Origin of the sequence: Bradyrhizobium denitrificans, assembly GCF_013179005.1 — a bacterium.
GTDB classification, from domain to species: Bacteria; Pseudomonadota; Alphaproteobacteria; order Rhizobiales; family Xanthobacteraceae; genus Bradyrhizobium; species Bradyrhizobium denitrificans.
Genome location: NZ_JABFDP010000049.1, coordinates 1 through 24,471, shown reverse-complemented (window position 1 = coordinate 24,471; position 24,471 = coordinate 1). Strand labels below are relative to the sequence as shown.

The window sequence follows — 24,471 nt, the reverse complement described above, 5'->3', positions numbered from 1 at the left end:
CCGGCGTGACCCAGAGTGACGTCCATCGCGCGATTCTCGCCGCCTGGCGAATTGAGCAGCCCAGGCTGATCACAAGCCTTGCGCGGATGCTACGCGACGTGCCCTTGGCCGAAGAGCTAACACAGGATGCCCTCGTCGCCGCGCTGGAGCGGTGGCCCGAAGCTGGCGTGCCCGAGCGGCCAGGCGCCTGGCTAATGGCCGCCGCCAAGCGCCGAGCCTTAGACCACCTGCGGCGCGCGCCGATGCTTGCCCGCCAGCATGGGATAATCGCGGCGGCGCTGGAAATTGAGCAGAATACCATGCCCGACCTCGATTCAACCCTCGATGACGACATCGGCGACGAGATGCTGCGCCTGATCTTCACCGCCTGCCATCCGCGGTTGTCGCGTGAATCACGAGCGGCCTTGGCGCTACGCATGGTCTGCGGCCTGACTACCGAAGAGATCGCCCGCGCGTTTCTGCTCTCGGAGGCGACCGTGGCCCAGCGTATCGTCCGCGCCAAGCGCCTCCTGTCGGAATCTGGCTTGTCCTATGAGACCCCACAGGGCGAAGAGCGCAACCGGCGTCTGCCGACGGTGCTGGAGGTCATCTACGTAATCTTCAACGAGGGTTACACCGCCGCGCGTGGCGACGACTGGTTGCGGCCTCAGCTTTGTGACGAAGCCCGCCGCTTGGGCCGGGTGCTGGCGGCCCTCGCGCCGGATCAGCCTGAAGTGCATGGTCTAATGGCCCTGATGGAACTGAACGCGGCACGCAACGCGGCGCGCACTGGGCCCGACGGTGAGCCCATCCTCTTGATGGATCAGGACCGCCGCCTGTGGGACGCGCTGCAGATCCGCCGCGGCTTCGATGCGCTGAGTCGGGCGCGAAAACTGGGCGGAGGAGCGGGGTTCTTTACGTTGCAGGCCGCCATCGCCGCCTGCCACGCTCGCGCGCCGACCATGGAGAACACCGACTGGCAGAGCATCGCCGGCCTTTACTCACGGTTATCGGCCCTGACCAACTCGCCGGTCGTCGAACTCAACCGCGCCGTCGCCGTTGCGATGGTCGCGGGGCCTGCCGCGGGTCTCGATATCGTGGATGCGCTGGCGGATTTCCCGGCGTTGAGGGGCTACCACTTGTTGCCGAGCGTGCGCGGCGATCTCCTGCAACGCTTGGGCCGTCTGGCCGAAGCCCGCGCGGCCTTTACTGCCGCGGCCGCGCTTGCCGTCAACACCCGCGAACGGGCGCTGCTCGAGCGCCGGGCGGCGGCTTGTGCGCGCTAGGCTTATCTCTTGGCGACAAGGCGGAACTCGACGATGGAGACGTGGTAGACGCCTATGCGCGCCCTGTCACCGGGGGATGTCCTCACTGCAGGTGAGTGTGCGGCCGGAATGAAAGCGATTGAGCTCCTGCTTCCCGTTTCGGCTGCCGCGGCTGGCACGAATCCGACATCAACCGCTGGATCGCAGATCCCGTCGGATGGCGCCCGAGACGCGAGTTCGATGAAGGCCGGTGAGCCTCGGACCAGCGCCGCGGATTCAAGCTACGAGGCCGTGCTCGGCATCTTCAAATGGCTCACCGACCACCTTGCGCAAGAAACGAGCAAGCGCCGCCTTTCGAGGGTGGCGGTCCAGGGCGTAGGTGGTCTGATTGAATTCCACGCCGTCGCCGGACAACCCGAAAATGTGGTCCTCGATGTTTTTCTTCGGCATCACCCGCCCCCGCCACAGCAGCAAGATTTCCAGGACCGACGTTTCACGCGCGGAAAGCGTCCGGGGCGCGCCATCGACAAAGACCTGCCGGCTCTCGGTGTCGTAGACGAGTTTCCCCAGCGTGAGCGAAAGGCCGAGCAATTGCCCTGGACGGCGCAAGATCGCCTCAAGCCGGGATACCAGCTCCTCCAGCGCAAACGGTTTGGCGAGGTAGTCGTCGGCACCACTTCGGAGGCCGTTGACGCGATCCTGCACGCCGCCGCGCGCGGTCAGCACAATAACCGGCAGCGGGTTGGACCGGTGACGAAGCTCGGTCAAAACCGCAAGGGCGTCATCGTCGGGCAGCCCGAGATCGAGAATCATCGCAGCATAGCTCACATCCTGGAGCGCGTTCCGCGCCTCCGTCGCCGAGCTCACGACATCGACCTCGTATCCAGCGGCCATCAGCTCGCTGGCCACCAGCTTCGAGAGATCGATGGTATCTTCGACCAGCAAAAGACGCATCAGCTTACCTCAATCCCGCCGCCCCGCAGCACTGGCGACATCCGATGGTCCCCCCTTCACGGGAAGTTGGTTGACTCAGACCATATCCCGACGGCGCCGTACAAAGGATTCCCAGAGACAGATTTCGTGTGGGCTCTGCGTAACGGAGCGGGCCGCCTTGTGCGGAGGCATCAGCTCAATCGCCCTCTTTCTACATCGGAACGCCCAAGGCCAGCGATTGCTGCGTCTTCTGCTCCGATGGGACCTCCCGTGTCGGTCGGTTAAGGGGGTAGCGGTTACCGCAGCTAGCCCCACATCAGACGGTCGTATTAATTTCCTTACGCAAGCGGCATTCCCTTACATCGGCGCTTAGGTGTTTGATCGCAGGAAGTCCGCAAATGCCGCGAGGGTCGCTTCCGAGACGTAGTGCTCGATGCCTTCGGCGTCGGACTCCGCGGCTTCCGCGGGAACGCCCAAGGCCAGGAGCACATCGACCACCAGCCTATGTCGCGTCCGAACGCGAGCCGCCAGCTTTTGTCCTTTCTCAGTCAGAAAAATTCCGCGATAGGGCCGGCCGGTTGCCAGCCCTTCGCGCTTCAGCCGCGAAATGGTCTTGATGGCGGTTGGATGGGAAACACCAAGCCGGCGGGCCACATCCGTCGGACGCGCCTCTCCGCTTGCGGTCAGCAGATCGGAAATGAGTTCGACATAGTCCTCGAGCAGAGCACCCGACTGTGCCGAGCGGGTCTTGCCAAACCTGCGAGCCTGCGTCCCTTCGGTCGGAAGCTCCATCGCGGCATCGACCGGCTTGTTCTTCGGAATTCGTGACATTGCCGCCCCCTCATAGGGCATTCGCTTAGGGCAAATCGCCGCGAATCTCAACTCTCATGATCAAAGTGTAGCATAGGCTATATTTCGTGCGTTGACAGCCGAATATCACGCCATACTATTTGGTGTAGCCTTAGCTACATGTTGCCGGAACCGAGACGGAGTAAAATTGGGACGATGACCGAAATTCTTGTCCGGCGAGAAACGCTTACGGCCCGGACCGTCGCTGCAGCCAGAGACGTGCTCACTGGCCGGCGCAGCGGGTTGCGGGCCTATCTGGCTTTTGCCGGTCCCGCGGTGGTTGCCTCGATCGCCTATATCGACCCCGGCAACTACGCGACCAACATCCAGGCTGGCGCGAAATACGGCTATGGCCTGCTCTGGGTGGTTTTGCTCGCCAACCTGATCGCGGTCTTGTTCCAGGCGCTTTCGGCAAAACTGGGGATCGTGACGGGACGCAATTTGGCGGAGATGTGCGTGGCGCATTTTCCGCGACCGGTGGTCCTTGCGATGTGGGTCATCAGCGAGGTCGCGGCCATGGCGACGGACCTAGCCGAGTTCCTCGGCGGCGCCATCGGGCTCTCGCTGCTGTTCGGCATTCCCCTGCTATACGGCATGCTGGTTACCGGGGCGGTCGTCTACGGCATCCTGACCTTCGAGCGGTTCGGATTCCGACCGGTCGAACTGATCATAGGCAATCTGGTCGCGGTGATCGCCTTGTCCTATCTCGTCGAGATGTTCATCGTGCCGGTGGATTGGCGCGCGGCAGCCCTGCACGCAGCACTGCCGCAGATCGCCGACGGCGGCGCGCTGTTGCTGGCCGTCGGCATCATCGGTGCGACCGTGATGCCGCACGCCATCTATCTGCATTCCGGCCTGACGCAAGCGCGGGTTCCGTCTTGCAGCGAGAGCGACAAGCGGCAGATCGTGCGCATCTCGAACATCGAGGTCGTGATCGCGCTCGCGGTCGCCGGCCTAGTCAACATGGCGATGGTGATCATGGCCTCGGGCGCTTTCCACGCCGGCCATAGGGACGTTGCGGAGATCGAGACCGCCTATCGCACCCTGACGCCACTGTTCGGCGCCGCTGCGGCCGGAATATTCCTAATCTCCCTGCTGGCGTCCGGCGTGTCGAGTTCGACGGTCGGGACGATGGCGGGGCAACTGATCATGCAGGGCTTCGTCGGCTTTTGCATACCGATCTGGGTCCGTCGCCTAGTGACGATGTTGCCGGCGTTCGTGATCGTCGGCCTCGGCGCTAATGCGACCGATGCGCTCGTCATCAGTCAGGTCGTGCTCAGCATTGCCCTGCCGCTTCCCATGATTGCCCTGCTCATGTTCACGCGACGGCGCGACATCATGGGGCGCTTCGCGAATGGGCGGCTCACCAATCTCGCAGCGCTTGCCGGCACCATCTCGGTGCTGCTGCTCAACGTCTTCCTGATCTTGCAGACCGCTGGTGTCCAAATTCCGGGGCTGCCTTCGCCGTGATCGCCCATTCGCTTCAAAACGAGCGCGCAAGCACATGAGCGTTAACGTTGTCGTCTGCGCAAGTTTCGGACTCGACAACGTTAGATTTTCATCAACGCGGGCAGGCGAGCACCGCCGATCTAGGCCCCTTCTCACGCCCGAGTTGGGACACCGGCCATACAGGAAAATTCGGTTGGACCGACTGCGATGAGAGCCTTTCCGCTCGTGCCGTGCTGAAGGGGAGGTCCTGGGGTGCGCGAACGACAAAATCGGCGTGGGCGGAGTGATTGAGGGCCTTTCGAGCTACGCTCGCGCAGCTTGCCGTCCGCAACTAGTGATCGACGCCTGATGGCTGGACTACTCGCCTTCCCAGCAACCGATTTGCCTCATAGGAAATAGCAACGATTGCCGCTACGCCATTTTGGCTGGGCCAGGCTGGAGCGGACATTGGTCGAGATGTACGGAAAAGCTGACCGCTGGCGGCGCGAGGGTCCGGACTGCGGTAGACGGCCCTATGAAGCAGATTCTCGGAGGTCCCGCCGCTCAAAAATCGCTTGTGCTTCTGCGACGGCTCGGCCAACCTCCCGACCATCTGCGGCGTTCGCGAGAGTGAAGCTTTGAATGCGTCGGTTTGTGCGAAATCTCGTTAGCCTCGCAGCGAGCGTGGGAGCTTTGGCCGGGCTACCAAGTTCGCTACCTGCTCACGCCCGAGACCTATCCGCTAAAACACGGCATCCCGCTGACCAGTACGAGTATGTCGTCCAGGTCCCGAACACCTTCAACTACGGCTACAATCCTGAGGTGAGGGAAGACCGTCATCGCCTCGCTCTCCGACAGATCAGGCCCTATTGTCGAAGGGGACGCGTTGTTGGAGACAATATATTCTCGACCGAAATGTGGGGTCTGACGAGCAGTCCCCCCGATTATGTTGTCTACATAAATTGTGCTGCGCGGCCCAAATAGCTTGGCCGGCTTGCTTCGAGACCGCGCGAGTTATATTGTTTCTAGGTTCGGCTGCCGGGCTTGTGGGTGCAGTGCAGTGAATGCCGCGGTGAAAAGCAAGAGTTCCGACGCGAAACCGTCGAAGACCCTTTGGCTGGCCGGTCTGACGGTTAGAACGCTTTTTATTGCAATCCTCGTCATCATTACGTTGCGAGTTTCCAGTCCCCAGGTCGAGCATATCTCGTCCGTTTTGGAAACTCCGACCGACGTCGTTCGTCTACTACTCGGTTTGGGCGTTTGTATATGGCTCGTGGTACACGTTTTTGTCTGGCCTAGAGACGACGGCGCTTATCGAACCTGGACGCAATTGGGTTTCATCTTGCTACCACTCGCAGCGCTCTGTGCGTACATTACGTGGTAGCGGCTGCTGTTCTTCAGGACAGTGCCGGAGGATCTGAGCTTCATTTCAGTATCTCGAGGGCAGCGGACGGATCACAACCGATATTCCGGACCTTCCCCCGTCTCGGCGGCGGCACCTGCCACGGTCTCTCACCTTCGAGCATGACCTCAAATGATGCTCCCGTGGGTGGCGTAATCCGCACCAGCGCGCGAACGCGGTGACTGAAAATGGGACCCCAGGGCAGTTCTTCCGAATGGAGTACCTCGGCCATACATCGTTTTGCGCCGCGGCGAGCTGGCGTGAAGCTCTCTTTGCCCGTGACGGGCGCGGCACAGCTCACGAGAAAAAGAGCCAGGACCGTCCAACGATTCATTTGGTTAGCCCTCCCCGCCTGTCATCCAACTTACTAACGAACGAGGGAGCTCTGTTCGCCCATGGCGCACTCCCGCCAGACTGGTGATGAGCAACTTGTCGGCCATCCGCCCCCGAGAGCCATGAAGAGCGCAGCAGTATCTGCCAGCCGATTGGCCTCGGCCTGCACCTTAATCACCAATGCGTTCAAATAGGTTTGCTGCGCATTGAGCACCGATTGCTGGCTAACCTGGCCCTGATTGAGCTGTGACTCCACGACGTCAAGGCTCGCCTTTGCCGCCTCTTCGGAATGAACCGCCGCTTTCATTGCTTTCGCGTCCGCCTGAAGCGCCCGGAGAGCATCGGCGACGTTCTGAAACGCGGTAATCACACTTGCCCGGTATTGGGCTTCGGCCTGCTCGAGCGCCGCCTCGGCAGCCTTTTGTTTGTGATAAAGAGTAAAGCCGTCGAAGATCGGTTGCGTGACACTGGCCGCCAAGGTGTAAAATCCAGTTCCCGGGGCAAAGCTCTGAGCCCAATTGTAACCGCTTGATCCACCGTTTGCCGACAGCTGAATGTTGGGCAGTCGGGCCGCAATAGCGACGCCTATTTGCGCGGCGGCGGAGTGCATCGATGCTTCCGCCGCACGCACGTCCGGCCGCTGATCTACGAGCTTGCTTGGAAGACTGATGGGCAGATTGGTCGGAAGCTTGAGCTTTGAGAGTTCAAACTTCTCCCCAATTTCGTTTGCCGACAGCTGGCCCGCAAGCGCGGTCAAGAGATCTCTCTGCTGAGCCAACTGCTTCTCAAGCGGCGGAAGCAGTTGCTCCACCTGCGCCAGCGCGGCCTCTTGAGCTAGTACGTCGGCCTTTGACACCTGACCAAGCTCGTTCTGCCGCTTCAATATCCCAAGCAGCCGGCGTTCTATGGTGATGATTTCTTGAACGGCGGCCATCTGAGCGCGGACCGACGCTTCCTGCACCGCAGCCATGACGACATTGCTGGTCAGGCTCAGGTAGGCGGCCTCCAGCTGAAACAGTTGTTGCTCCGTCACCGAATCGAGGCTTTCGACAGCTCGCGCGTTCCCGCCCCATACGTCGGGGACAAAGCTTACCGTGAGCTGGTGAGTGACAAGCGAGTAGCCCGTTTGCGGAACCGAATCGAGAGGTGCTCCAAAGACGGAGCCGGCATTCGATGTCAGAATCTGAGAAGTTGTCGAATTTCCAGTCACCTGCGGGAAAAAGAGGCCGCGCTGTGCCAATGCGTTGTAGTTTGCAACCTTTATCGCCGCTTCCGCCGCTTGCAGGCTAGCGTTATGATTGACACTCTCCCTGATGAGATTGTTCAGCGGCTGCGACCGGAAAGCGGCCCACCAGCGGGCAGATATATCCGTCCCGCTTACGAAGTGCTGACTGGTGACCACTGGTTCTCCCTGCCCGCCGGTAGGCGAGTCCAGCTTCCCTTTGACGTAGCCCCCCACATCAGGTGCCGGGGGAGGCTGGAAGTTCGGACCAACTGCGCATCCTTCCACGGAGGCAGCGACCGCCAGAGCTACCCACACGTGGCCAATGCGTCTACAGGCGAGCGTTATGGACATCACGCGGCTCTGTCCAGATTCATCGGGCTCACTCTGTTACCTTCCTAGCTGGGTGTCCGTTGGCGTCAGCATCGTTGGCAAGAGCGTGGACGCTCTCCGCTATCGGGAACGTCCGCCACAGAACGGGGGCCACAACGAGCAGCGATACCGGCCCGGTAAACATTCTACCCACCACAGCTGTAGCCAAAGGACGCTGCACCTGACGTCCGATCGAGGTGTTGGCGAGGGTAAGCCGAACACCGACCGAACCGTCGTGATTGCTCTTCAACCGCGGCGGAACTGGTCGAATCTGAAAGCCCATTGCCGCGGGCAGGCAGCTCGAGCAGCGCACGCGAAATGAATTTGAAGCCGCCGACGCACGCAGCGCGAGCAAGGACAACGCGGCTCGCGGCCACGCCCCGAAGTTGCTCTAACCGTCGCTGGGAAACACGCGCCTTCACGCCCTCAACCCCCAATGGACGTCATGACGGATCTTCTGCGGATTCAGCTTCCTGCGCCGGCGTATCCTCCTCGTCCGGCACCCTTACACTTTCTCTCGAAAGGAAGACCTCGCGCAAGGCCGGCGCGACCACAAGCAACAAGATTGGACCGATGAACATGCCCCCCACGACGACCGTCGCAAGGGGCCGCTGCACCTGACTACCAATACCGTGTGAAATGGCCGCCGGAAACAATCCGACACCAGCGGAAAGGGCAGTCATCAGCATCGGCCGCATGCGCTGCTCCGCCCCGCGGAACACCGCCTCTGAAACCGTCATGCCCTGTGCTCGGAGCTCCCGGAAGTACGTAATGTTGAGAATGCCATCCATCACGGCAACGCCGAACAGCGATATGAACCCGATCGCAGCCGAAACGCTGAAATTGAGGTCGGCGAAATAGAGAGCAATGATGCCGCCGCCGATCGCGAACGGAATGCCGGCGAGCGCAAGGAGGCTATCGCGCAGCGAATTAAACAGACCGTACAGCAGCACCAGAATCAGGAGCAGCGTGATCGGGATCACGACAACGAGGCGCTCCTTGGCGTTCTGCAGGTCCTCGAACTCGCCCGCCCACAGGATCTGATATCCATTCGGCAGATTGACCGCCTTGGCGACCCGCTCCTGAGCTTCGGTAACCGTGCTGCCGAGGTCACGGCCCCTAACGCTGAACTTGATCGGGATGTAGCGCTGGCTGCGCTCGCGGTAGATGAAGGAGGCGCCGGTATCGAGCGATATATCGGCAAGTTCACTGAGCGGAATGTAGGCATTGGTGCCGGATGGCGTCTGATAAGCAATCTTCACGGTACGGATAGCATCTAGACTACTGCGATACTTGGGCTCCAGCCTCACGGCCAGAGCGAACTGCCGATCCCCTTCCAGGACCGTTGTTGCATTGGTGCCGCCAAGAGCTGCCTGAACGACCGAGTTGACGTCACCCGTGTTGAGACCGTAGCGCGCTGCCTTCTCGCGATCGATTTTGATGTTGAGATTCGGCTGGCCCTGCAGGTGGAAAATACCGAGGTCGGCAACGCCCCGGACATTGCTCATTTCGGCCATGACCTGGCCCGCGAGTTTTTCCAGTACGTCGAGGTTGGGCCCAACGATCTTGACGGAGTTTGCACCCTTGACGCCGGACAGAGCCTCCTCGACGTTGTCCTGAATATATTGGGAGAAGTTGAAGTTAATGCCCGGTAATTCGTCGCTGAATTCCCTTTGCAATTCTTCGGTCAAGGTTTCCTTTGTGACATTCGATGGCCATTCGTCAAACGGCTTCAGTGGCGCGAACAGCTCGACGTTGGAAAAGGGCGACGCGTCGCTGCCATTGTCGGGCCGTCCATGTTGAGACACCACGGTGATCACTTCGGGATGCCGCATGAGGATTTCCCTCATTTTACGCGTTGCTGTTGTACCTGCCTCCAGGGAGATGGTTGGCGGCAGAGACGCACGAATCCAGAAGTTGCCTTCCTCAAGTGCAGGAAGGAATTCACTGCCAAGCCGGCTTGCCGCGACCAGACTGATTGCCAGAAAGACGATCCCAACCACGATTGCTGTCTTGAAACTGCCCAGCGCCCAGCGCAATACCGGCGTGTAAGTACGACGCAACGCACGCACAATGCGCGTCTCGACCTCCTCAACATGACGGGGAAGCAGCAACGCGGCTAGGACCGGGGTTACGGTAAAAGTCGCCAGTAGCGCACCGGCAAGCGCGTAGCCGTAGGTACGCGCCATCGGTCCGAAAATTTGGCCTTCCACGCCCTGCATCGTGAAGAGCGGAACGAACGCGGTCACGGTGATCGCCGCGGTGAAGAATACGGCCCTATCCACCTGCAAGGCGCTCGCGAAGATGATGCGTAGTCGTTCCGGCCAAGGTCGCGCAACTCCTGGTCCCGCCGATGTCGGATCTGCTCCCCAATATCCTTCGGAAAGCTGCTGAAGCAAGGTGCGCCGATGCTCCGGCACCGATTGGAAGTTGCGGTAGATGTTCTCCATCATGATGACCGCAGAATCGACAATGATGCCGAAGTCGACGGCCCCAAGCGAGAGAAGGTTCGCATCCTCGCCTTGGAGGACCAGAATGATAATAGCGAAGAACAGCGCGAGCGGAATGTTGGCACTCACGATGATGGCGCTACGCAGGTCGCCGAGAAAAATCCACTGAATCAAGAAGACGAGCAAGCAACCGAAAATCAGGTTATGCAGGACCGTATGTGTAGTAACCCCGACCAGCGAGCTGCGGTCGTAATAAGGAACGACCTTCACGCCGCGCGGGAGGCTGCCGTCCTTGTTCAGCTTCTCGACCGCGGCCTCTACCCGGGGTATGACATCATTCGTGTGCTCCGTCCGCCGCATGACGACGATGGCGGCGACGATATCGTCCTGGTCGTCGCGCCCGGCAATGCCCAGGCGCGGCACGTAGCCAACCTCGACTTTGGCGATATTCTTGACCTGAATCGGGCTTCCGCCGGACTGAGTGAGTACAACGTTCTCGATATCGCGTACTTGATATCCCTTGGTAACGTCGTCCGCCCCGCCAGAGTCGACGAGACCGATGCCACGGATGTTGACCGATTGCTGACCGATCGAGATTTCGCGGCCGCCGACGTTAATGTTGGCGTTGCCGAGTGCACTGATCAACTGCGGTACGGTAATGTTGTAGGCTTCAAGCTTGTCGAGATCCGCCTCCACGCTGAATTGTTTGGTGGTGCCGCCCCAACTGTTGATCTGCGCCACACCAGGCACGGTCAGAAGACGCCGCGTGATGACATAGTCCTGCAGGGTTCGCAGATTTGTCAGACCGAAGTGCGCCGGTCCGACCACTTGATAGCGGAAGATTTCGCCGACCAGGCTCGACGCTTGAATCGTAGGAACCAGATTGCCCGGCAGACTCACGTTCTGCTGCAGGCTGTTTGAGGCTTGAGTTAGGGCGAAGAAATAGTCGATTCCATACTTGAACGTGACGCGTACGAAGGACAGGCCGTAGAACGACGTCGAACGGATATTGACAACGCCTGGAGTTGGATAAAGCCCGACCTCCATGGGAATCGTGTAGTACTTCTCCATCTCCTCCGCGGAAAGGCCAGGAGCCTGGGCGGTAATTTCAAGTATGACTGGTGCCGGGTTGGGGTACGCTTCGATGTTAAGCTTCGTGAAAGCAACGAGTCCGGCGGCGCAGAACACCACAACGCCGAGGACAATGATGGCGCTACGCGTCAATCCGAATGCTAGGACAGATTTAATCACGCCGGCGCACCCATCTTACAATGATCAACCAAGCCGCGCTGGATCATCCGGCATCCCCCAGCAGGAGCTTGTTGCTCAAGTAAATGGCACCATCCGTGACGACGGTTTCACCAGCCTCCAGACCTTCGAGAATCTGCGTCCATCCATCCTGCTGCAACCCGACCTTAACCGCTCGTCTTAAGAACCGTCGACCGTCTTTTGTGACCCAGACTGTCATCGTGCCGTCGCCCTCGCGAACGACGCAATTCGCGGGTACGGCCGTCGATTGCACTGGATTTTCAAGCCGAATCACGAAGCTCGCATACATGCCCGAGCGCAGTAGGTGGTCGGGGTCGGCAATTTCCGAGCGCACCAGCTGACGGCGCGTTGTAGGGTCTATTGTCGAGCCTAGATTGGTAACACGGCCTTTGAAGACGCGGCCCGGGTAGGCCGGCACTCGAACTTCAACCTCCTGCCCAAGTTTGTACGCCGGCGCATCCGTTTCGATAACATTCGCGACCATCCACATCGTCGCTATGTCAGCAATCTGATAAGGCGCCGGCGCATTGCCCGGTTGCGTCAGCAGGCCAGGCGCCGCGCTCCGCGCCACCACCCGCCCTGAAATCGGACTTGGCACCAGAAGAGTGGAGTCGACCTTGCGCGTATTGACGATCTGGTCAATCTCATTATCCGTTTTACCAAAAATGCGAACGGCATTCCGCGCGGCTCTATAGTTGCCTTCGGCAGTTTGTTCGTCCGAAGTCGCTTGATCAACGTCCTTTTGAGCGCTGCCTCCGGACTTCAAGAGATTCGTCGCTCGCGCCAGATTCCGTTTCTGAAGCTCCAGCACACCGGCACTAGCCAGTAACGTCGACTCAGCCTGCAGAAGGTCGGGGCTGTCGATCGTGAACAGAATGTCGCCTTGCTTGACGTCGTCGCCGATGTTGAACGACGCTTTGATGATCTTCCCCGAGTATTGCGAGAACACCTGGACGAGCATGTTTTCGTTGAAATCAATTGTGCCGACTGTGGTTTTTCGCAAAGAGAATTCGCGCGAGCCGGCCTGACCGAGTTGCACCGCAGCTGCCTGCTTCTCGGTCAATTCAACAGCAGCACCTTCGCCATTGGGTACCGGTGCGGCCCGTCCGACGGCTTGCTTTGGCGTGGACACCTCGGGCTGACTGTGCACGACGGCAAGCCTTGTCCAAGCCAAACCAGCCAAGGCAATCACCGCGAGAATCGCCAGCACCGTTTTGGTCCCAACGAATTGTTTGACAATATTCATTGCGAATTCGGCGCCATGGTCGGTTACACAATACCGGGAGTCGGGGCGTGGCTGAGCTCTCGCAGAACCGCGAAGCACCTCGCGCACAAAGCGTTGAATAAATGGTTGGGCAGCGCGGAGCAAGCGCCCAAGATTCGCCTGGGCAGGTCGCCCCGGGAGCACGGCATCGCCGTTACCTTACACCAATCTTACAACTAGCTTACACCAACCTTACAACGCGACGCCAATGGTCCTGATCGCTATGCAAGCAGCGAGACAGATCGATGTCGCAATCGCAAATTCCGTGGTACTTGGACATATTCTGGGGTTAGGCTCGCTCACCTGGGTCTCGGCGGTCGAGCTCCGCCTTGAAAAGCGATGAACTCGTCAATTAATCGCGGCACGTCGCAATCGAATTACCCCCATATCTCCCGCTTGCTTCGTGCGACAGCCAAGCAGGGCTAACGAGACGGAAACGGAAATGCGGCCGATGTGCGATTGGTTCCAGAGCTTCCGATGTGTTGTGCCAGGCCGTTGTACTCCTCTCTTCGACCGCACAAGGAACAAACGCCGAAGACCTCGTCGTCCAGTGCAATACGAATCGCCCGCTCATTGAAGGCTACGTGGCAGGGGCATTCGACAAGAGCATCGCGGACAGCGATAATTTCGTCAGGTTCTATTTCGAAACGTTCGATGGGAGACAAACACCAGAGCTCGTCCAAAAAAGGAGGCAAGCGGTTATCCGCTCGTCGTTGGCCGTTGAGGGCTACAGCAGTCCGCAAGATGTCACTCTTGAAGAACGAGCGGACGTCGACCGTAGGTATCTCGCTGCGCATCCCAGCGAAAGGATGAAGACCGCTGCCGAGCTGCTTGGCGGCAACCGGAAGATGGCCCTGCCAATGAAGTTTCGCCGAACCTCGCCTTCTGAGCATGACTATGAACAAACATCTTGCCTTTTGGATCGCCTTTCTCTCGGCATTCCTCGCGAGCGGTTTGGCACTGCTAGTGGCCTTCAGCCTCGGGTTGGCTTATCAAGTCGATAGCTTTTTCTTAGCCTCTGAATTGGCCGGACAATCTAAATGGGCCGCCACCGCCGCGTTGGCTGCGCTCGTGTCGGCGATTGCACAGATCATCGAGAAAGCATCGAAGTAAGCGAAACCAAGCCCATGGGCTCGCTCGGAATTCTTTGGATCGACGCAAGCTGGCGGCCACAACTGGTAATGTATATGCAAACACGTTGCACTTCGATCGCAAAGACGGGAGATGGCGTAGTCTGGACTATCATCAATGGTGGCTGTCTTGAACTCGTCGGCACGCGGTTGGTGGACAATCCCGAATTTTGTCCCATCCTATCGTATGTGGTCCAGCCTGAGGTCATTTTGCCCAGATGACCTAGGAGAACGCAGTGGCTGAAGAAGTCAGGGAAGCCCGGACCCCAAACCCGACTTAGCTAGGCTTTGGCCGGTTGCGGACTAGGGTGGGGGAACAAGTGCGCGCGCGGCTACGTTTTGAAGACCGGCGCCCCTTGCGGACGACGATGGCCGGCCGTACGCTAGCTTTTGTTGAGGTTGGTGTCAGGTGAGTAGATTAGACCCTGCGCCGTGCGTGGCTAGCTGGTCCGAGATCTTGGTTCGCCGGTCAAAACGGCACGCTAATCGGAAGGGCTCATCGCCATGCTTGATGGCAGCTCGAACCAAGGCTTCCGTGCCGTCCCGCAGAAAAGATCGCTGAATTGAGGTGCAAAGTGAGACGGGCTTCCTGCTTGGTTTTGATACTTGGTAGCGTTCTCGTGTCGACGGGACAACTGAAGGCGCAATCATTCGTCGGTGGTCCAAAGAAGCCGACCTCGCTGGGCGGCCCCGTTGCCCAGACTAATCCGGTCGTTGCGTCACCTAAAGGAAATCGAGCTTTTCCTCAGGCCACGCCGCATCCCACAAAAAAGCGCTAGCGCGGGTGGTCGCGAATTTTCAAGCCGCGACAGGAAGAGTGAAGAGTAAAGAAGCGTCTTTCGTAGAGAGCCGGCCGACAACCAGGATGCCGTCCAAGGGCCGGGGCTGATCTCTATCGCTGGCCTGGTTCGCTACTCGTCGCATGCGGTGTAGTAGCTTCTTGGCAAGCGGTAGCCAAGGCCCACCAACTCCTTGCGGAGACAGCTTGGGCCAATCCGAAACCCAGACCGATTATCGCACTGGGACAACTCGAAGTGCGGCCGGACAATCCTGGCGTCGATCAACGAGGTCGCAAAGTAATGGGCCAGTCCTCGGCTCCCGCGGCACATCTGAAAAACAACAGTCCGACATCAGGCGGCAGCTGATCGATGTTGAAGGGATTCAGTGGAGCGTCGTGAATTACGGTGCTTCCGAGCCCAAGCGCATAGCTCAGATCAAGCACGACGCAAACAAGTGAGGCCGTTAAAGCGAGCAAGAACCGTGTTCGTCGGGTCATGTTCATGACATCATCTTGCTCCGACTCAATCGATCGTAGCTTACCAGAACAGTGCGTAAAGAGTTAACGCAACCGCGTGATTGTTGCACTTCGAGACGGCCACCCCGGAAGCAAGGACACGCGCTATGCATTGCAAGCGACTTGCATTGGAAATTGGATAGAGCTTCCTCGCTGTCGCACCGGGCTGGACTACCTGGTACGTCGGTCCGGACGCCAGAGGGCGATGTCAGCGAGACCATTTCAGAGGCGCCGCCCTGCGCCGTCCATTTCGCCAAAGCATTTCTCCATCAAGTTGACTGTGACGAGGATCTGAACCGAGCTCTCCTAAGCATGCGCGGCGAACCGAAAGCGACCATGACGTCCTAGGCGATTCTCCGCTCGCTTGTTTCAACAACGGGATGACGTTTGCGAGCCTTCGCGATTTAGAGGGAGATTTGAAGTGTCCGAACACAACAAGTGCTGTCAGCTCGCTGGCCGCCTACTCCGCCCCTGCTTTGTGGGAGCCATTTCTCTTAACTTCAGCGCCTGATCTGCTGCTTGTGTGCGACGTGTCCACGGTCGGTTGACTTAAAGCGCGCTACCATGCTCCGCAATGGCTTCGCTGGATCGCTGATGATTGCCCAACCTTTTGCGTCAGAATTTTGCGCGAACGGCCAATCCCGATGTTCGGACGCTGGCAGTTCAACCTTCGATCCTGACCGACCTTTCATTGATCTTGAGCTTCGCTATTTCGATCCTAAGCGCGATACCGCTCGGGCACAAGAGATCGCGATTGGCGAGGGCTCGCGCTGGAAACCTCGACCTGATTTTCAGCGTCGGCTGGCATTGTTCGTATTGCATTCGCTCCCGCGTTCATCTCGCTGCCGACGGAGAGTAACGTCGATAAGAGCGCCGATCCGGTCAGTTGCTCCAAATGATTGGTGACCGCGTCCTCAAGACCCGATAGCCGCCGGGATCTACCTCCTGCTGGGGCCCGCCGCGAGAAAGCGGTATTTCGCGGCGAGCTCAATGTTGCTCAACCCGAAATTGGTGCGGCCACCCGCAGATTGGCTGAAGCACGCGGGCAAGGTCGCCGTAAGCTGAAGATCAGGCGCTGCACCATAGTTGAAATCTACTCCGGTCTCGCCATCCGTACCGTCGCGCTTATTTGTTCCGTTGTTGAAGGTGTATATCTCGAACTGATGATAAGGGGGCGGTTCGGGATCGTCGGACACAAATGGAGGACCTGCGATCGCCGGGCGCGCCAACGCGGCCAGCACTGTAGCGCTCACCAAGCTCAAGAGAACCCGCATTGTCAACGACGTCCGCTGCCAAACGATTTGTCCGGGGGGACGAATGCGAATGTCCTCGGCAGAATACGAGGACGCCATTCTGAAGTCACTGCACTTGCGCTGCTACGCCGGATCCAGGATGCCGTCCCGGCCTCTGCGGCAAGACCAGAATCAGCAGAACGATTAAGGCGAGGATCACTCCAGAGGCCAAGGGACGACTCAGCGCCAAGCCACCGTGGCTCGTCGGCTTGTCCAGGAAATCTCCGACGGTCGCACCAAGCGGCCGCGTCAATATGAAAGCCGCCCAGAACAGGAACACGCGCGAGATCGTAGTCCAATAGTACAAAGCCGCAAGGAGGCCGAGCCCTGCGCAGAAGACGAGAGCGCCTCCCTCATATCCCAGCCCGGTGCTATCCGCCATCCAATCTCCGAGAGCGGTGCCAAGCGTCTGCGAAAACGTGATCGTTATCCAATAAAAGATTTCCACCTTTGGCGTTGCGACCGTCTGAACGTCGATTGAACCGAGAGTGAAGTACCAGGCTCCGAGCGAGCATACGACGCCCGCCAACAGGATCGACGATCCTCCGGTGTAGCCGATGCCCAACGAGCGATCGAAAAAATCGGCCATGGCCGTGCCCACTGTCGTGGACGCCACGATCGCCAGCCAGTAGATCCAAGCGTTGAATCTTCTCGTTGCGATTTGGGCGATCACCGCTGCAACGAATACCGCAAGAAAGATGCCTGTGCCGATTAAATAGCCCCCGTTGTGAGCATTTTGGTCGGCGTGCAGCCAGGTCATCGTCACCGCATCGCCGCCCGTTTCACCGAGCGTCGTGGCCAGGATCTTGATCACCCAGAAGCCGAGCGTCACCTCGGGGACTTTGCTTAGGATCTCGTCTTCGTTTTGCATTGTGCCTCTCGCAGACGTTCAGGTCACTTCGGCGTCGCACCTCAGCAAGTCTTCGCGCACAACAATGCAGGAGGCATGACAAGGTCGCTTATTGACGACACATTTTTGCGACATTGCCGCTTAGCGAGCGCCTCAGGTCGTATTCTCGGGACTGCATCAGTGCTCGCGCGGCGCGGAGTCGTGAAACCTCTAATTGACGTCTCTCAGGGCTTCCAACCCCGCAGACTCCGGTCAGGATTTTCCGATCGATTCCATAACAGACAGCAGGTCAGCGATCGTCTGCTTGCATTTGGCCGCATCCGGCGTCGCTGCCCGCAGCGCCTCGAGAGTACGATCGATCGCCTTGTCAACGGTGTGCCAGTCGGCAGCCGCGCGCGGCTTCAGGCCAGCCTCGGCGTTGTCCCACTGCTCCTCTAAATCCCGAATCCGGGTTTTGGCGCCGACCAAATCGCCCTTTTCGACCAGGCCAGCGACGTCGACGACGATCGCGCGGAACGGCGAGAGGTCGCCGAGCTTCGAGGACATCCCCGCTTCGGCGCGGGACAGGAACGAGGCGGGCCCGCCTACAAGCACCGGCCCGCCGAGGACCCATGTTGCCAAGCCGACCATCAGCGCCGGAAGCACTCGATTCATGAACAATCTCCTCGTGATTTGTGTTGCGCGATCGATGCGGCTCTTGGGTGGAAGATCAGGATCATTTGGATGATCACTCGGCTGGATCGGCGGTTTCGGCGCGGTCGCCTTCGAAGGTAACCCAGACGACCAGCGCGATGATCACGGCCAGGAAAACGAGGCTGGTGTGAGTTGTGCCGAAACCCGCGCCGCCATAGTCCCGCGACTGCGACAGCAAATCGCCAACGGAAGCGCCAAGGGGCCGCGTCAGAATGTAAGCGAGCCAGAAGGTGAGGACCGGACTGACTCCGAGGGTATAGAAGACCGCAATAAATGCGATCAGCACACCGAACGCGATGACCCCGAACTGGAAGCCGAGTCCGAGCGCTTCTGTGGCAAGGTCACCTGCCGCGGTGCCGAGCGCAAAGGTGAAGAGAATGGCGGCCCAATAAAACAGTTCACGGCGGGTGGTGACGATGGTGCGGATCGAAAGTGTATGCTCGACGGAGTACCAGATCGCGAAGGTCGCAGCCAACGTACAGGCGAATATGGCCGTGCTGACGTACAGGCTGATCTCGAGCTTGTCGCTCATAAAATCAGTAATCTGGGTTCCGACGATGCTGACCAGCACCACTGTCAGCCAATAGATCCAAGGGACATAGCGGCGCGCGCGTAGCTGCAGGATCAGGGCTGCGATCAAAAGGCCGGCCATGCATGCCATGGTCAGGTCTGCGCCGAGGCCGACGTGCACCGCGAGATAGTCGGCGCCAGTCTCGCCAACGGTTGTCGAGAGGATTTTGATGGTCCAGAAGATCAGCGTGATCTCCGGAACTTTGTTCAGCATAGGCGAAACGCGCAATTCCCAAGTCGTGGACATCCTGGTCTTCCCCGAATCGCGAGCGACGCCGATCTGGCCATGGCCGACTTAGCTGCGCCTTAGGATCGACCAGTTCTGGCGCGGCGAGAAATACTCTGTTTAAAGCGCGGCTTAGCGGACGTCGCGCTAAGTCTGCGCTAAGTCTGGAGCACAACAGTTGGCAGTGTGCCTCCGGGTTGGAGGAAAGGACAATGCGAATTCTGCTGATCGAGGACGACAGGATGATCGGCTCCGCCATGCAACAGGCGCTCAAAGATGCCGCGTATGCAGTTGATTGGGTTGCCGACGGCGAGACGGCGATCCACGCGGCGGAGAACGAACGTTACGATCTGGTCCTGCTCGATCTGGGGCTACCGAAGGCGGACGGCCGCGAGGTGCTTCGGCGCTTGCGTACCCCGGGGCGGAGGGTCCCCGTGATCATCGTGACCGCACGGGACGCGGTCGACGATCGGATCGACGGACTTGATCTCGGCGCGGACGACTACCTTGTGAAGCCATTCGAGCTTCGCGAACTACTGGCTCGGATGCGTGCCGTGCTCCGGCGCGAAGCGAGTGGCTCCCCGCCGCTTCTGAGCAATGGACAGCTTAGCCTTGACCCGTCGACCCGGGCGGCGTCGTTTGTCGACCAGAGCGCCCTGCTTACCGCACGCGAGTTCGCCCTGCTGCAGGCGCTGCTCGTGCGGCCGGGCACGGTCCGGTCGCGGAGCGACCTGGAACGGCAGATTTATGGTTGGAATGAAGAGGTCGAGAGCAATGCGATCGAGTTCCTGATCCACAACATCCGCAAGAAACTCGGAGCCACGGCCATCCGCAACGTGCGCGGCATGGGTTGGATGGTGGACGGCTCGTCATGATCAGATCGTTGCGAGGACGCTTCTTTGTCGGGTTGACTGCAATGATCGTCCTGACCGGCGCAATCGGGGGTGCATTCGCCTATAATTGGGCATTTGACGAGGCGATTGAGATCCAGGATTCGGCGCTGACTCAATTTGCAAGCCTGGCGCAAAATGGCAGCCTGTCCGACGGCCCACCGTTGCAGGGGATTGAGGAGGACGCTGAAATCCAGCTGATCGAGCTGGGGAAATTGGCTCGCGGCTCGCCCGATGACCGCCAGCTGTTTGGATTGAAGGACGGTCTGCAGACCGCGCGGTATAAAGGTCGGAGGATCCGTGCCCTGTTGCGGACGCGGCCGGACGGAAGTCGGTTCGCGGTGGCACAACCGACAGCCGTCCGCGACGAGACGGCGCGCGACATGGCACTCCGTACCTTGCTACCCATTGCGGCGCTGGTTCCGTTCCTGCTGCTCGTCACTGCATTCGTCATCGCGCACTCGCTACGCCCGTTGATCCGGCTGGCCGGAGATCTTGACAACAGACGCGCCGATGACATGGCTCCGCTACCGCTGAAGGAGACGCCCAGTGAGCTACATCCGTTCATCGTCTCGATAAACGGACTATTGGAGCGAGTGCGGCTGTTGATGGACCAGCACCGGCGCTTCGTGGCCGACGCGGCGCATGAGCTCCGGACCCCAATCACCGCCCTCAGCCTTCAGGCGGAGAACCTCGATTCAGTCGCGCTGCCAAACGAAGCGCGTGAGCGCGTCGCGGCGCTCAAGCATGGAATGCACCGCACCAAGCGTCTCCTGGAGCAGCTGCTTGCGTTGGCGCGGCATGAAGCAATCCCTTCCGGTGCTGCCGAAATGCCGCTGACATCATTGGACGATGTAGCAAAGGAAGTCGTGACCGATCTGCTGGCCGCGTCGCTTGATCATGGCGTCGATCTGGGCTTCGCACTTGTCGAACCTCTCATGGTCCGCAGCGAACCGGTGATGATCGCGGCAATTATCCGCAATTTGCTTGACAATGCGCTTCGATTCACGCCCCGGAGCGGAACAATCGACATCGGGGTCTATCGACAGGACGCCTTCGCGATCTTGCAAATCGAGGATACCGGTCCCGGCGTCGCATCGACCGACATCGATCAGATCTTCGAGCCATTCTTCCGCGGCTCCCGCCCGGAAGGAGAAGGAACCGGTCTCGGCTTGTCCATCGTGAAGCGGATTGTCGCTAACCTGGGCGGTACAATCGCGCTTGAGAATATCGCGGGCACAGGTCGGTCAGGACTCCGTGCCACGGTTCGGCTGCCTATTGCCAGCGATTGAGGCGTCGCCCCAATGAGCGAGGTAGTCGAGAAGCGTTGGTTGGGCCCGTCCTAGAGTAGCAAATCGACCCTGCTTGCCTGCCTGTCTGGTCTCGATGAGCCGGAGGATGTCACTAGATGCCTTCATCGTCGCGCTGGGGGTAACGTACCATTGTCGCGCGTTAACGATCTTTGCGTGCGTGGGTTGCCGGGTCCATGTCGAACGCCCGCTTCCCCCTTGCGGCCCACGCCGCCCGCGCCCGTTCGCCTTGATCGCTTTGGAGTTTGACAGCCATCCAAAGCAGCGCGCCGAAGATCGTGGCACGATCATCGCCGGTCAGGTCCACGATACCCGCCTTGACGACAAGACCGCCGAGTTCGATGAGATGCCGCGTGCGCTTGCGGCGCTCGACCTGCCACGTGCGCATGTCATGTCGCGCCCTTGCGGCTTGATGCCGGTTGCGCGCCGCTTGGTTGCGCAGGAGCGCGGTCCGTGTGGCCGTCAGTTGTTGCTGCATTTCGCCGCGCCCGGCTTTGAAAGAACGCGGCCCCGCGCTTGGCCCATGCCTCCCTCTTTCCAGCCTCTCTTGTCTCGGCAAGCACGATGAGCGCGCCGGCCAGTTCATTGGCATCGAGCGCATCTGCCCCCGTGGCGATGACCAGCTCGCCGAGCTGCTGCACCTTGCGGTTCTTGAGGTCGCGCGCCTTGTCCCCGAGTGCCTTCAGTTCAGCATCAAAGTCTCGTGGCTTACGCATCATCTTCTCCGTGAGCGTTGATGGAGAAATGATAGCTGGGCACCCGGCGGAATTCTGTAATGTCGCCAGGATGGCTTGAGACGGTGTAATCCCTCCCGAGATCTTTTCGAGGGAGGGCGCGCTTATACGTCGTGCCGACGTGCGCTTCGCTGTGTAGATGATCCNCTTATACGTCGTGCCGACGTGCGCTTCGCTGTGTAGATGATCCGGTCGCGATGGCGATCTATCATCTTCACGTCAAGGTCATTGGTCGAAAATCCGGCTCGAGCGCGGTGGCGTCAGCCGCCTACCGTTCGGGCTCGCGGCTGCGCGACGAACGCTTGGACCGCAGCCACGACTTTTCTGGCAAGCGCGGCGTCGTCCATTCCGAGGTGATGCTGCCGGAGAATGCGCCGCAGGCATGGAGTAACCGCGAACGGTTGTGGAACGATGTCGAGGCGGCCGAAGTCCGCAAAGACGCCCAGCTGGCCCGCGAGGTCGAATTTGCCCTTCCCCGCGAGATGAGTGGGGCTCAGGGCATCGAACTGGCCCGCGATTTCGCTCTAGCCGAATTCGTCGATCGGGGCATGATCGCCGATCTCAATGTGCATTGGGATGTGACCGAGGACGGCATGCCCAAACCGCATGCCCATGTCATGCTCACCATGCGCGCCGTGGACGAGAACGGCTTTGGCCAAAAGGTGCGGGACTGGAACCGCACGGAGATGGTCGAGCGCTGGCGCGAACGCTGGGCCGAACTCGCCAACGAGCGCCTAGCGGAGCTCGACATCGACGCGCGCATCGACCATCGCAGTCTGGAAGCGCAGGGTATCGCACTCGAGCCGCAAAGCCAGATCGGCGCCCCCGCCAAGCGCATTGAGGACCGCGGCATCGAGGGCGAAGGCAGCGAGGCCGATCGCGCCGAGATCCACCGCGAGATCGCGCGCAGCAATGGCGCGCGGATCATCGCCGATCCCTCCATGGGGTTGGACGCTATCACCCGGCAACAATCGACCTTCACACAGCGCGACATTGCGAAGTTTGCGCACCGGCACAGCGACGGTCTCGACCAGTTCAACGAGGTCATGAGTGCGATGCGTAGCGCCCCCGGTCTGGTCGAACTCGGCAATGACAGTCGCGGCGAGGATCGCTTCACCACCCACGAAATGATCGAGGCCGAACAGCGCCTGCACAGCGCCGCTGAACTCATGGCAGAACGGGAACGCCATACGACGCGGGACGCGGACCGCGAGGCCGCTTTGGCACGCGCGGAAGCGCGTGGCCTTGTGCTTTCCGGCGAACAAGCCGAGGCGCTGGCGCATATCACCGATGGGCGCGATCTCGGCATTGTCGTCGGCCATGCCGGCACCGGCAAGAGCGCGATGCTAGGCGTGGCGCGGGAAGCCTGGGAAGCGGTAGGCTATGAGGTCCGGGGCGTGGCGCTGTCCGGCATTGCGGCGGAAAATCTCGAAAGCGGATCGAGCATCCCGTCACGCACCATTGCGAGCATGGAGCACGGGTGGGAACAAGGCCGCGACCTGCTCACGAGTCGCGATGTGCTGGTGATCGACGAGGCGGGCATGATCGGGACGCGCCAGTTGGAGCGCGTGCTGTCCCATGCAGCCGAGGCCGGCGCGAAAGTGGTGCTGGTCGGCGATCCGCAACAGCTGCAGGCCATCGAGGCGGGCGCGGCGTTCCGGTCGATCCATGAGCGACACGGCGGAGCAGAAATCGGCGAAGTGCGCCGTCAGCGGGAGGACTGGCAGCGCGACGCCACGCGTGATCTCGCCACTGGCAAGGCCACCAATGCGCTTGAAGCGTATCGCTCCCGCGGCATGGTGCATGAGGCCCAGACCCGCGAGCGGGCGCGCGCCGATCTGATCGAGCGCTGGGACCGCGACCGGCAGGCGCCGCCCGACCAGAGCCGGATCATCCTGACCCACACCAACGACGAAGTCCGCGCTCTCAACGAGGCAGCGCGCGAGCGGATGCGGGCCGCCGGCGATCTGGGGGATGACGTCCGCCTGACCGTCGAGCGCGGCGCGAGAAACTTCGCCAGCGGGGATCGCGTCATGTTCCTGCAGAATCAGCGCGGGCTTGGCGTGAAGAACGGCACGCTCGGGACTATCGAGCAGGTCGACAGGCAATCGATATCCGTGCAGACCGACGATGGCCGATCCGTTCGCTTCGACCTCAAGGATTACAACCGGATCGACCATGGCTATGCCGCGACCATCCACAAGGCGCAGGGCATGACGGTCGACCGCGTCCATGTGCTGGCAACGCCGGGAATGGACGCCCACAGCAGCTATGTCGCCCTGTCGCGCCATCGCGACGGCATGGACCTGCATTATAGCCGTGACGATTTTGCAGGTCAGGACCGGCTTGTCCGCACGCTGTCGCGCGACCGGTCCAAGGACATGGCCTCGGACTACGATCGTGCCGATCCGGTACAGAGCTACGCCGAACGGCGTGGGATCAGCTTCCGCGAGCGCGTGGCCGAGATCGTGCGCAAGATCGTGCCCGAGAAGGTACGCGACATGTTCGGCGGCCTTCGCTCTCCGTCGGATGTGCCCGACCCGGATTGTGGACTGAGGCCAGAGCGGGAAACGCCGGAAAGGGAAAGGGGCGGCACGGAAGCCCTTCGGCGCGAGACCGAAGCGCCGGAAAGGAAGGTGGCGGAAGAGGCAGAAAAGGAATTGCGTCGCGTGCGTACCCGAGCGCTCGTGCGCCATGCCCGCGCCGTGGATGCGAT

General features: G+C 60.3%; 17 protein-coding genes. 6 read left to right on the top strand and 11 right to left on the bottom strand.

Annotated features, from left to right (window positions below; translation table 11 throughout):
* Nucleotides 1–5 precede the first annotated feature (5 nt).
* Nucleotides 6–1,265 carry an RNA polymerase sigma factor gene (locus HL671_RS35460; RefSeq protein ID WP_172243265.1) on the top strand — a complete coding sequence of 420 codons (1,260 nt, stop codon included), beginning with the start codon at nucleotides 6–8 and terminating at the stop codon, nucleotides 1,263–1,265.
* Nucleotides 1,266–1,520: 255 nt separating this feature from the next.
* Here the strand turns inward: HL671_RS35460 and HL671_RS35455 are convergent, their stop codons facing one another.
* On the bottom strand, nucleotides 1,521–2,198 hold the full coding sequence (locus tag HL671_RS35455) for a response regulator transcription factor (RefSeq protein WP_172243262.1): 678 nt from the start codon (nucleotides 2,196–2,198) through the stop codon (nucleotides 1,521–1,523).
* 348 nt (nucleotides 2,199–2,546) lie between these two features.
* A complete protein-coding gene (gene mntR, locus HL671_RS35450; protein WP_172243317.1) occupies nucleotides 2,547–3,008 on the bottom strand; it encodes a manganese-binding transcriptional regulator MntR in 462 nt (153 codons plus the stop codon).
* Nucleotides 3,009–3,182: 174 nt separating this feature from the next.
* Between mntR and HL671_RS35445 the strand changes: the two genes are divergently transcribed.
* Nucleotides 3,183–4,496, top strand: a complete 1,314-nt coding sequence (locus HL671_RS35445) for an Nramp family divalent metal transporter (RefSeq protein ID WP_172243259.1) — start codon at nucleotides 3,183–3,185, stop codon at nucleotides 4,494–4,496.
* 1,727 nt (nucleotides 4,497–6,223) lie between these two features.
* Here HL671_RS35445 and HL671_RS35440 read toward each other — a convergent pair.
* The 3 genes from HL671_RS35440 to HL671_RS35430 form a co-directional block, all read right to left on the bottom strand.
* A complete protein-coding gene (locus tag HL671_RS35440; protein WP_172243256.1) occupies nucleotides 6,224–7,765 on the bottom strand; it encodes an efflux transporter outer membrane subunit in 1,542 nt (513 codons plus the stop codon).
* Between the two features lie 461 nt (nucleotides 7,766–8,226).
* A complete protein-coding gene (locus tag HL671_RS35435; RefSeq protein ID WP_172243253.1) occupies nucleotides 8,227–11,484 on the bottom strand; it encodes an efflux RND transporter permease subunit in 3,258 nt (1,085 codons plus the stop codon).
* A 43-nt stretch (nucleotides 11,485–11,527) separates the two neighbouring features.
* Nucleotides 11,528–12,748: an efflux RND transporter periplasmic adaptor subunit gene (locus HL671_RS35430; protein WP_172243250.1), complete on the bottom strand. Its 1,221-nt coding sequence runs from the start codon at nucleotides 12,746–12,748 to the stop codon at nucleotides 11,528–11,530.
* 915 nt (nucleotides 12,749–13,663) lie between these two features.
* Here HL671_RS35430 and HL671_RS35425 point away from each other — a divergent pair.
* On the top strand, nucleotides 13,664–13,879 hold the full coding sequence (locus HL671_RS35425; RefSeq protein ID WP_172243247.1) for a hypothetical protein: 216 nt from the start codon (nucleotides 13,664–13,666) through the stop codon (nucleotides 13,877–13,879).
* Nucleotides 13,880–16,128: 2,249 nt separating this feature from the next.
* Here HL671_RS35425 and HL671_RS35420 read toward each other — a convergent pair.
* The 4 genes from HL671_RS35420 to HL671_RS35405 form a co-directional block, all read right to left on the bottom strand.
* Nucleotides 16,129–16,431 carry a hypothetical protein gene (locus HL671_RS35420; protein WP_172243244.1) on the bottom strand — a complete coding sequence of 101 codons (303 nt, stop codon included), beginning with the start codon at nucleotides 16,429–16,431 and terminating at the stop codon, nucleotides 16,129–16,131.
* 118 nt (nucleotides 16,432–16,549) lie between these two features.
* Nucleotides 16,550–17,353 (bottom strand): COG4705 family protein, encoded by an 804-nt coding sequence (locus HL671_RS35415; protein WP_172243242.1) that lies wholly within the window; start codon nucleotides 17,351–17,353, stop codon nucleotides 16,550–16,552.
* A 231-nt stretch (nucleotides 17,354–17,584) separates the two neighbouring features.
* On the bottom strand, nucleotides 17,585–17,878 hold the full coding sequence (locus HL671_RS35410) for a hypothetical protein (protein ID WP_246706044.1): 294 nt from the start codon (nucleotides 17,876–17,878) through the stop codon (nucleotides 17,585–17,587).
* Between the two features lie 181 nt (nucleotides 17,879–18,059).
* Nucleotides 18,060–18,842, bottom strand: a complete 783-nt coding sequence (locus HL671_RS35405) for a COG4705 family protein (RefSeq protein WP_210264239.1) — start codon at nucleotides 18,840–18,842, stop codon at nucleotides 18,060–18,062.
* Nucleotides 18,843–19,033: 191 nt separating this feature from the next.
* Here HL671_RS35405 and HL671_RS35400 point away from each other — a divergent pair, with 191 nt between their 5' ends.
* Together HL671_RS35400 and HL671_RS35395 are read left to right on the top strand one after the other, a co-directional pair.
* Nucleotides 19,034–19,696: a response regulator gene (locus tag HL671_RS35400; RefSeq protein WP_172243236.1), complete on the top strand. Its 663-nt coding sequence runs from the start codon at nucleotides 19,034–19,036 to the stop codon at nucleotides 19,694–19,696.
* A complete protein-coding gene (locus HL671_RS35395) occupies nucleotides 19,693–21,003 on the top strand; it encodes an ATP-binding protein (protein ID WP_172243233.1) in 1,311 nt (436 codons plus the stop codon). The genes HL671_RS35400 and HL671_RS35395 overlap by 4 nt, the downstream gene beginning before the upstream one ends.
* A gap of 160 nt (nucleotides 21,004–21,163) precedes the next feature.
* Here HL671_RS35395 and HL671_RS35390 read toward each other — a convergent pair whose 3' ends face one another.
* Nucleotides 21,164–21,409 carry a conjugal transfer protein TraD gene (locus HL671_RS35390; RefSeq protein WP_172243230.1) on the bottom strand — a complete coding sequence of 82 codons (246 nt, stop codon included), beginning with the start codon at nucleotides 21,407–21,409 and terminating at the stop codon, nucleotides 21,164–21,166.
* 1 nt (nucleotide 21,410) lies between these two features.
* The gene (locus HL671_RS35385) at nucleotides 21,411–21,737 is read right to left on the bottom strand and encodes a conjugal transfer protein TraD (protein ID WP_172243311.1); all 327 of its coding nucleotides are present in this window, start codon (nucleotides 21,735–21,737) and stop codon (nucleotides 21,411–21,413) included.
* A gap of 215 nt (nucleotides 21,738–21,952) precedes the next feature.
* Here HL671_RS35385 and traA point away from each other — a divergent pair.
* Nucleotides 21,953–24,471, top strand: a 2,519-nt coding sequence (gene traA / locus HL671_RS35380) for a Ti-type conjugative transfer relaxase TraA (protein WP_172243227.1), incomplete at its 3' end; no start/stop codon positions are given.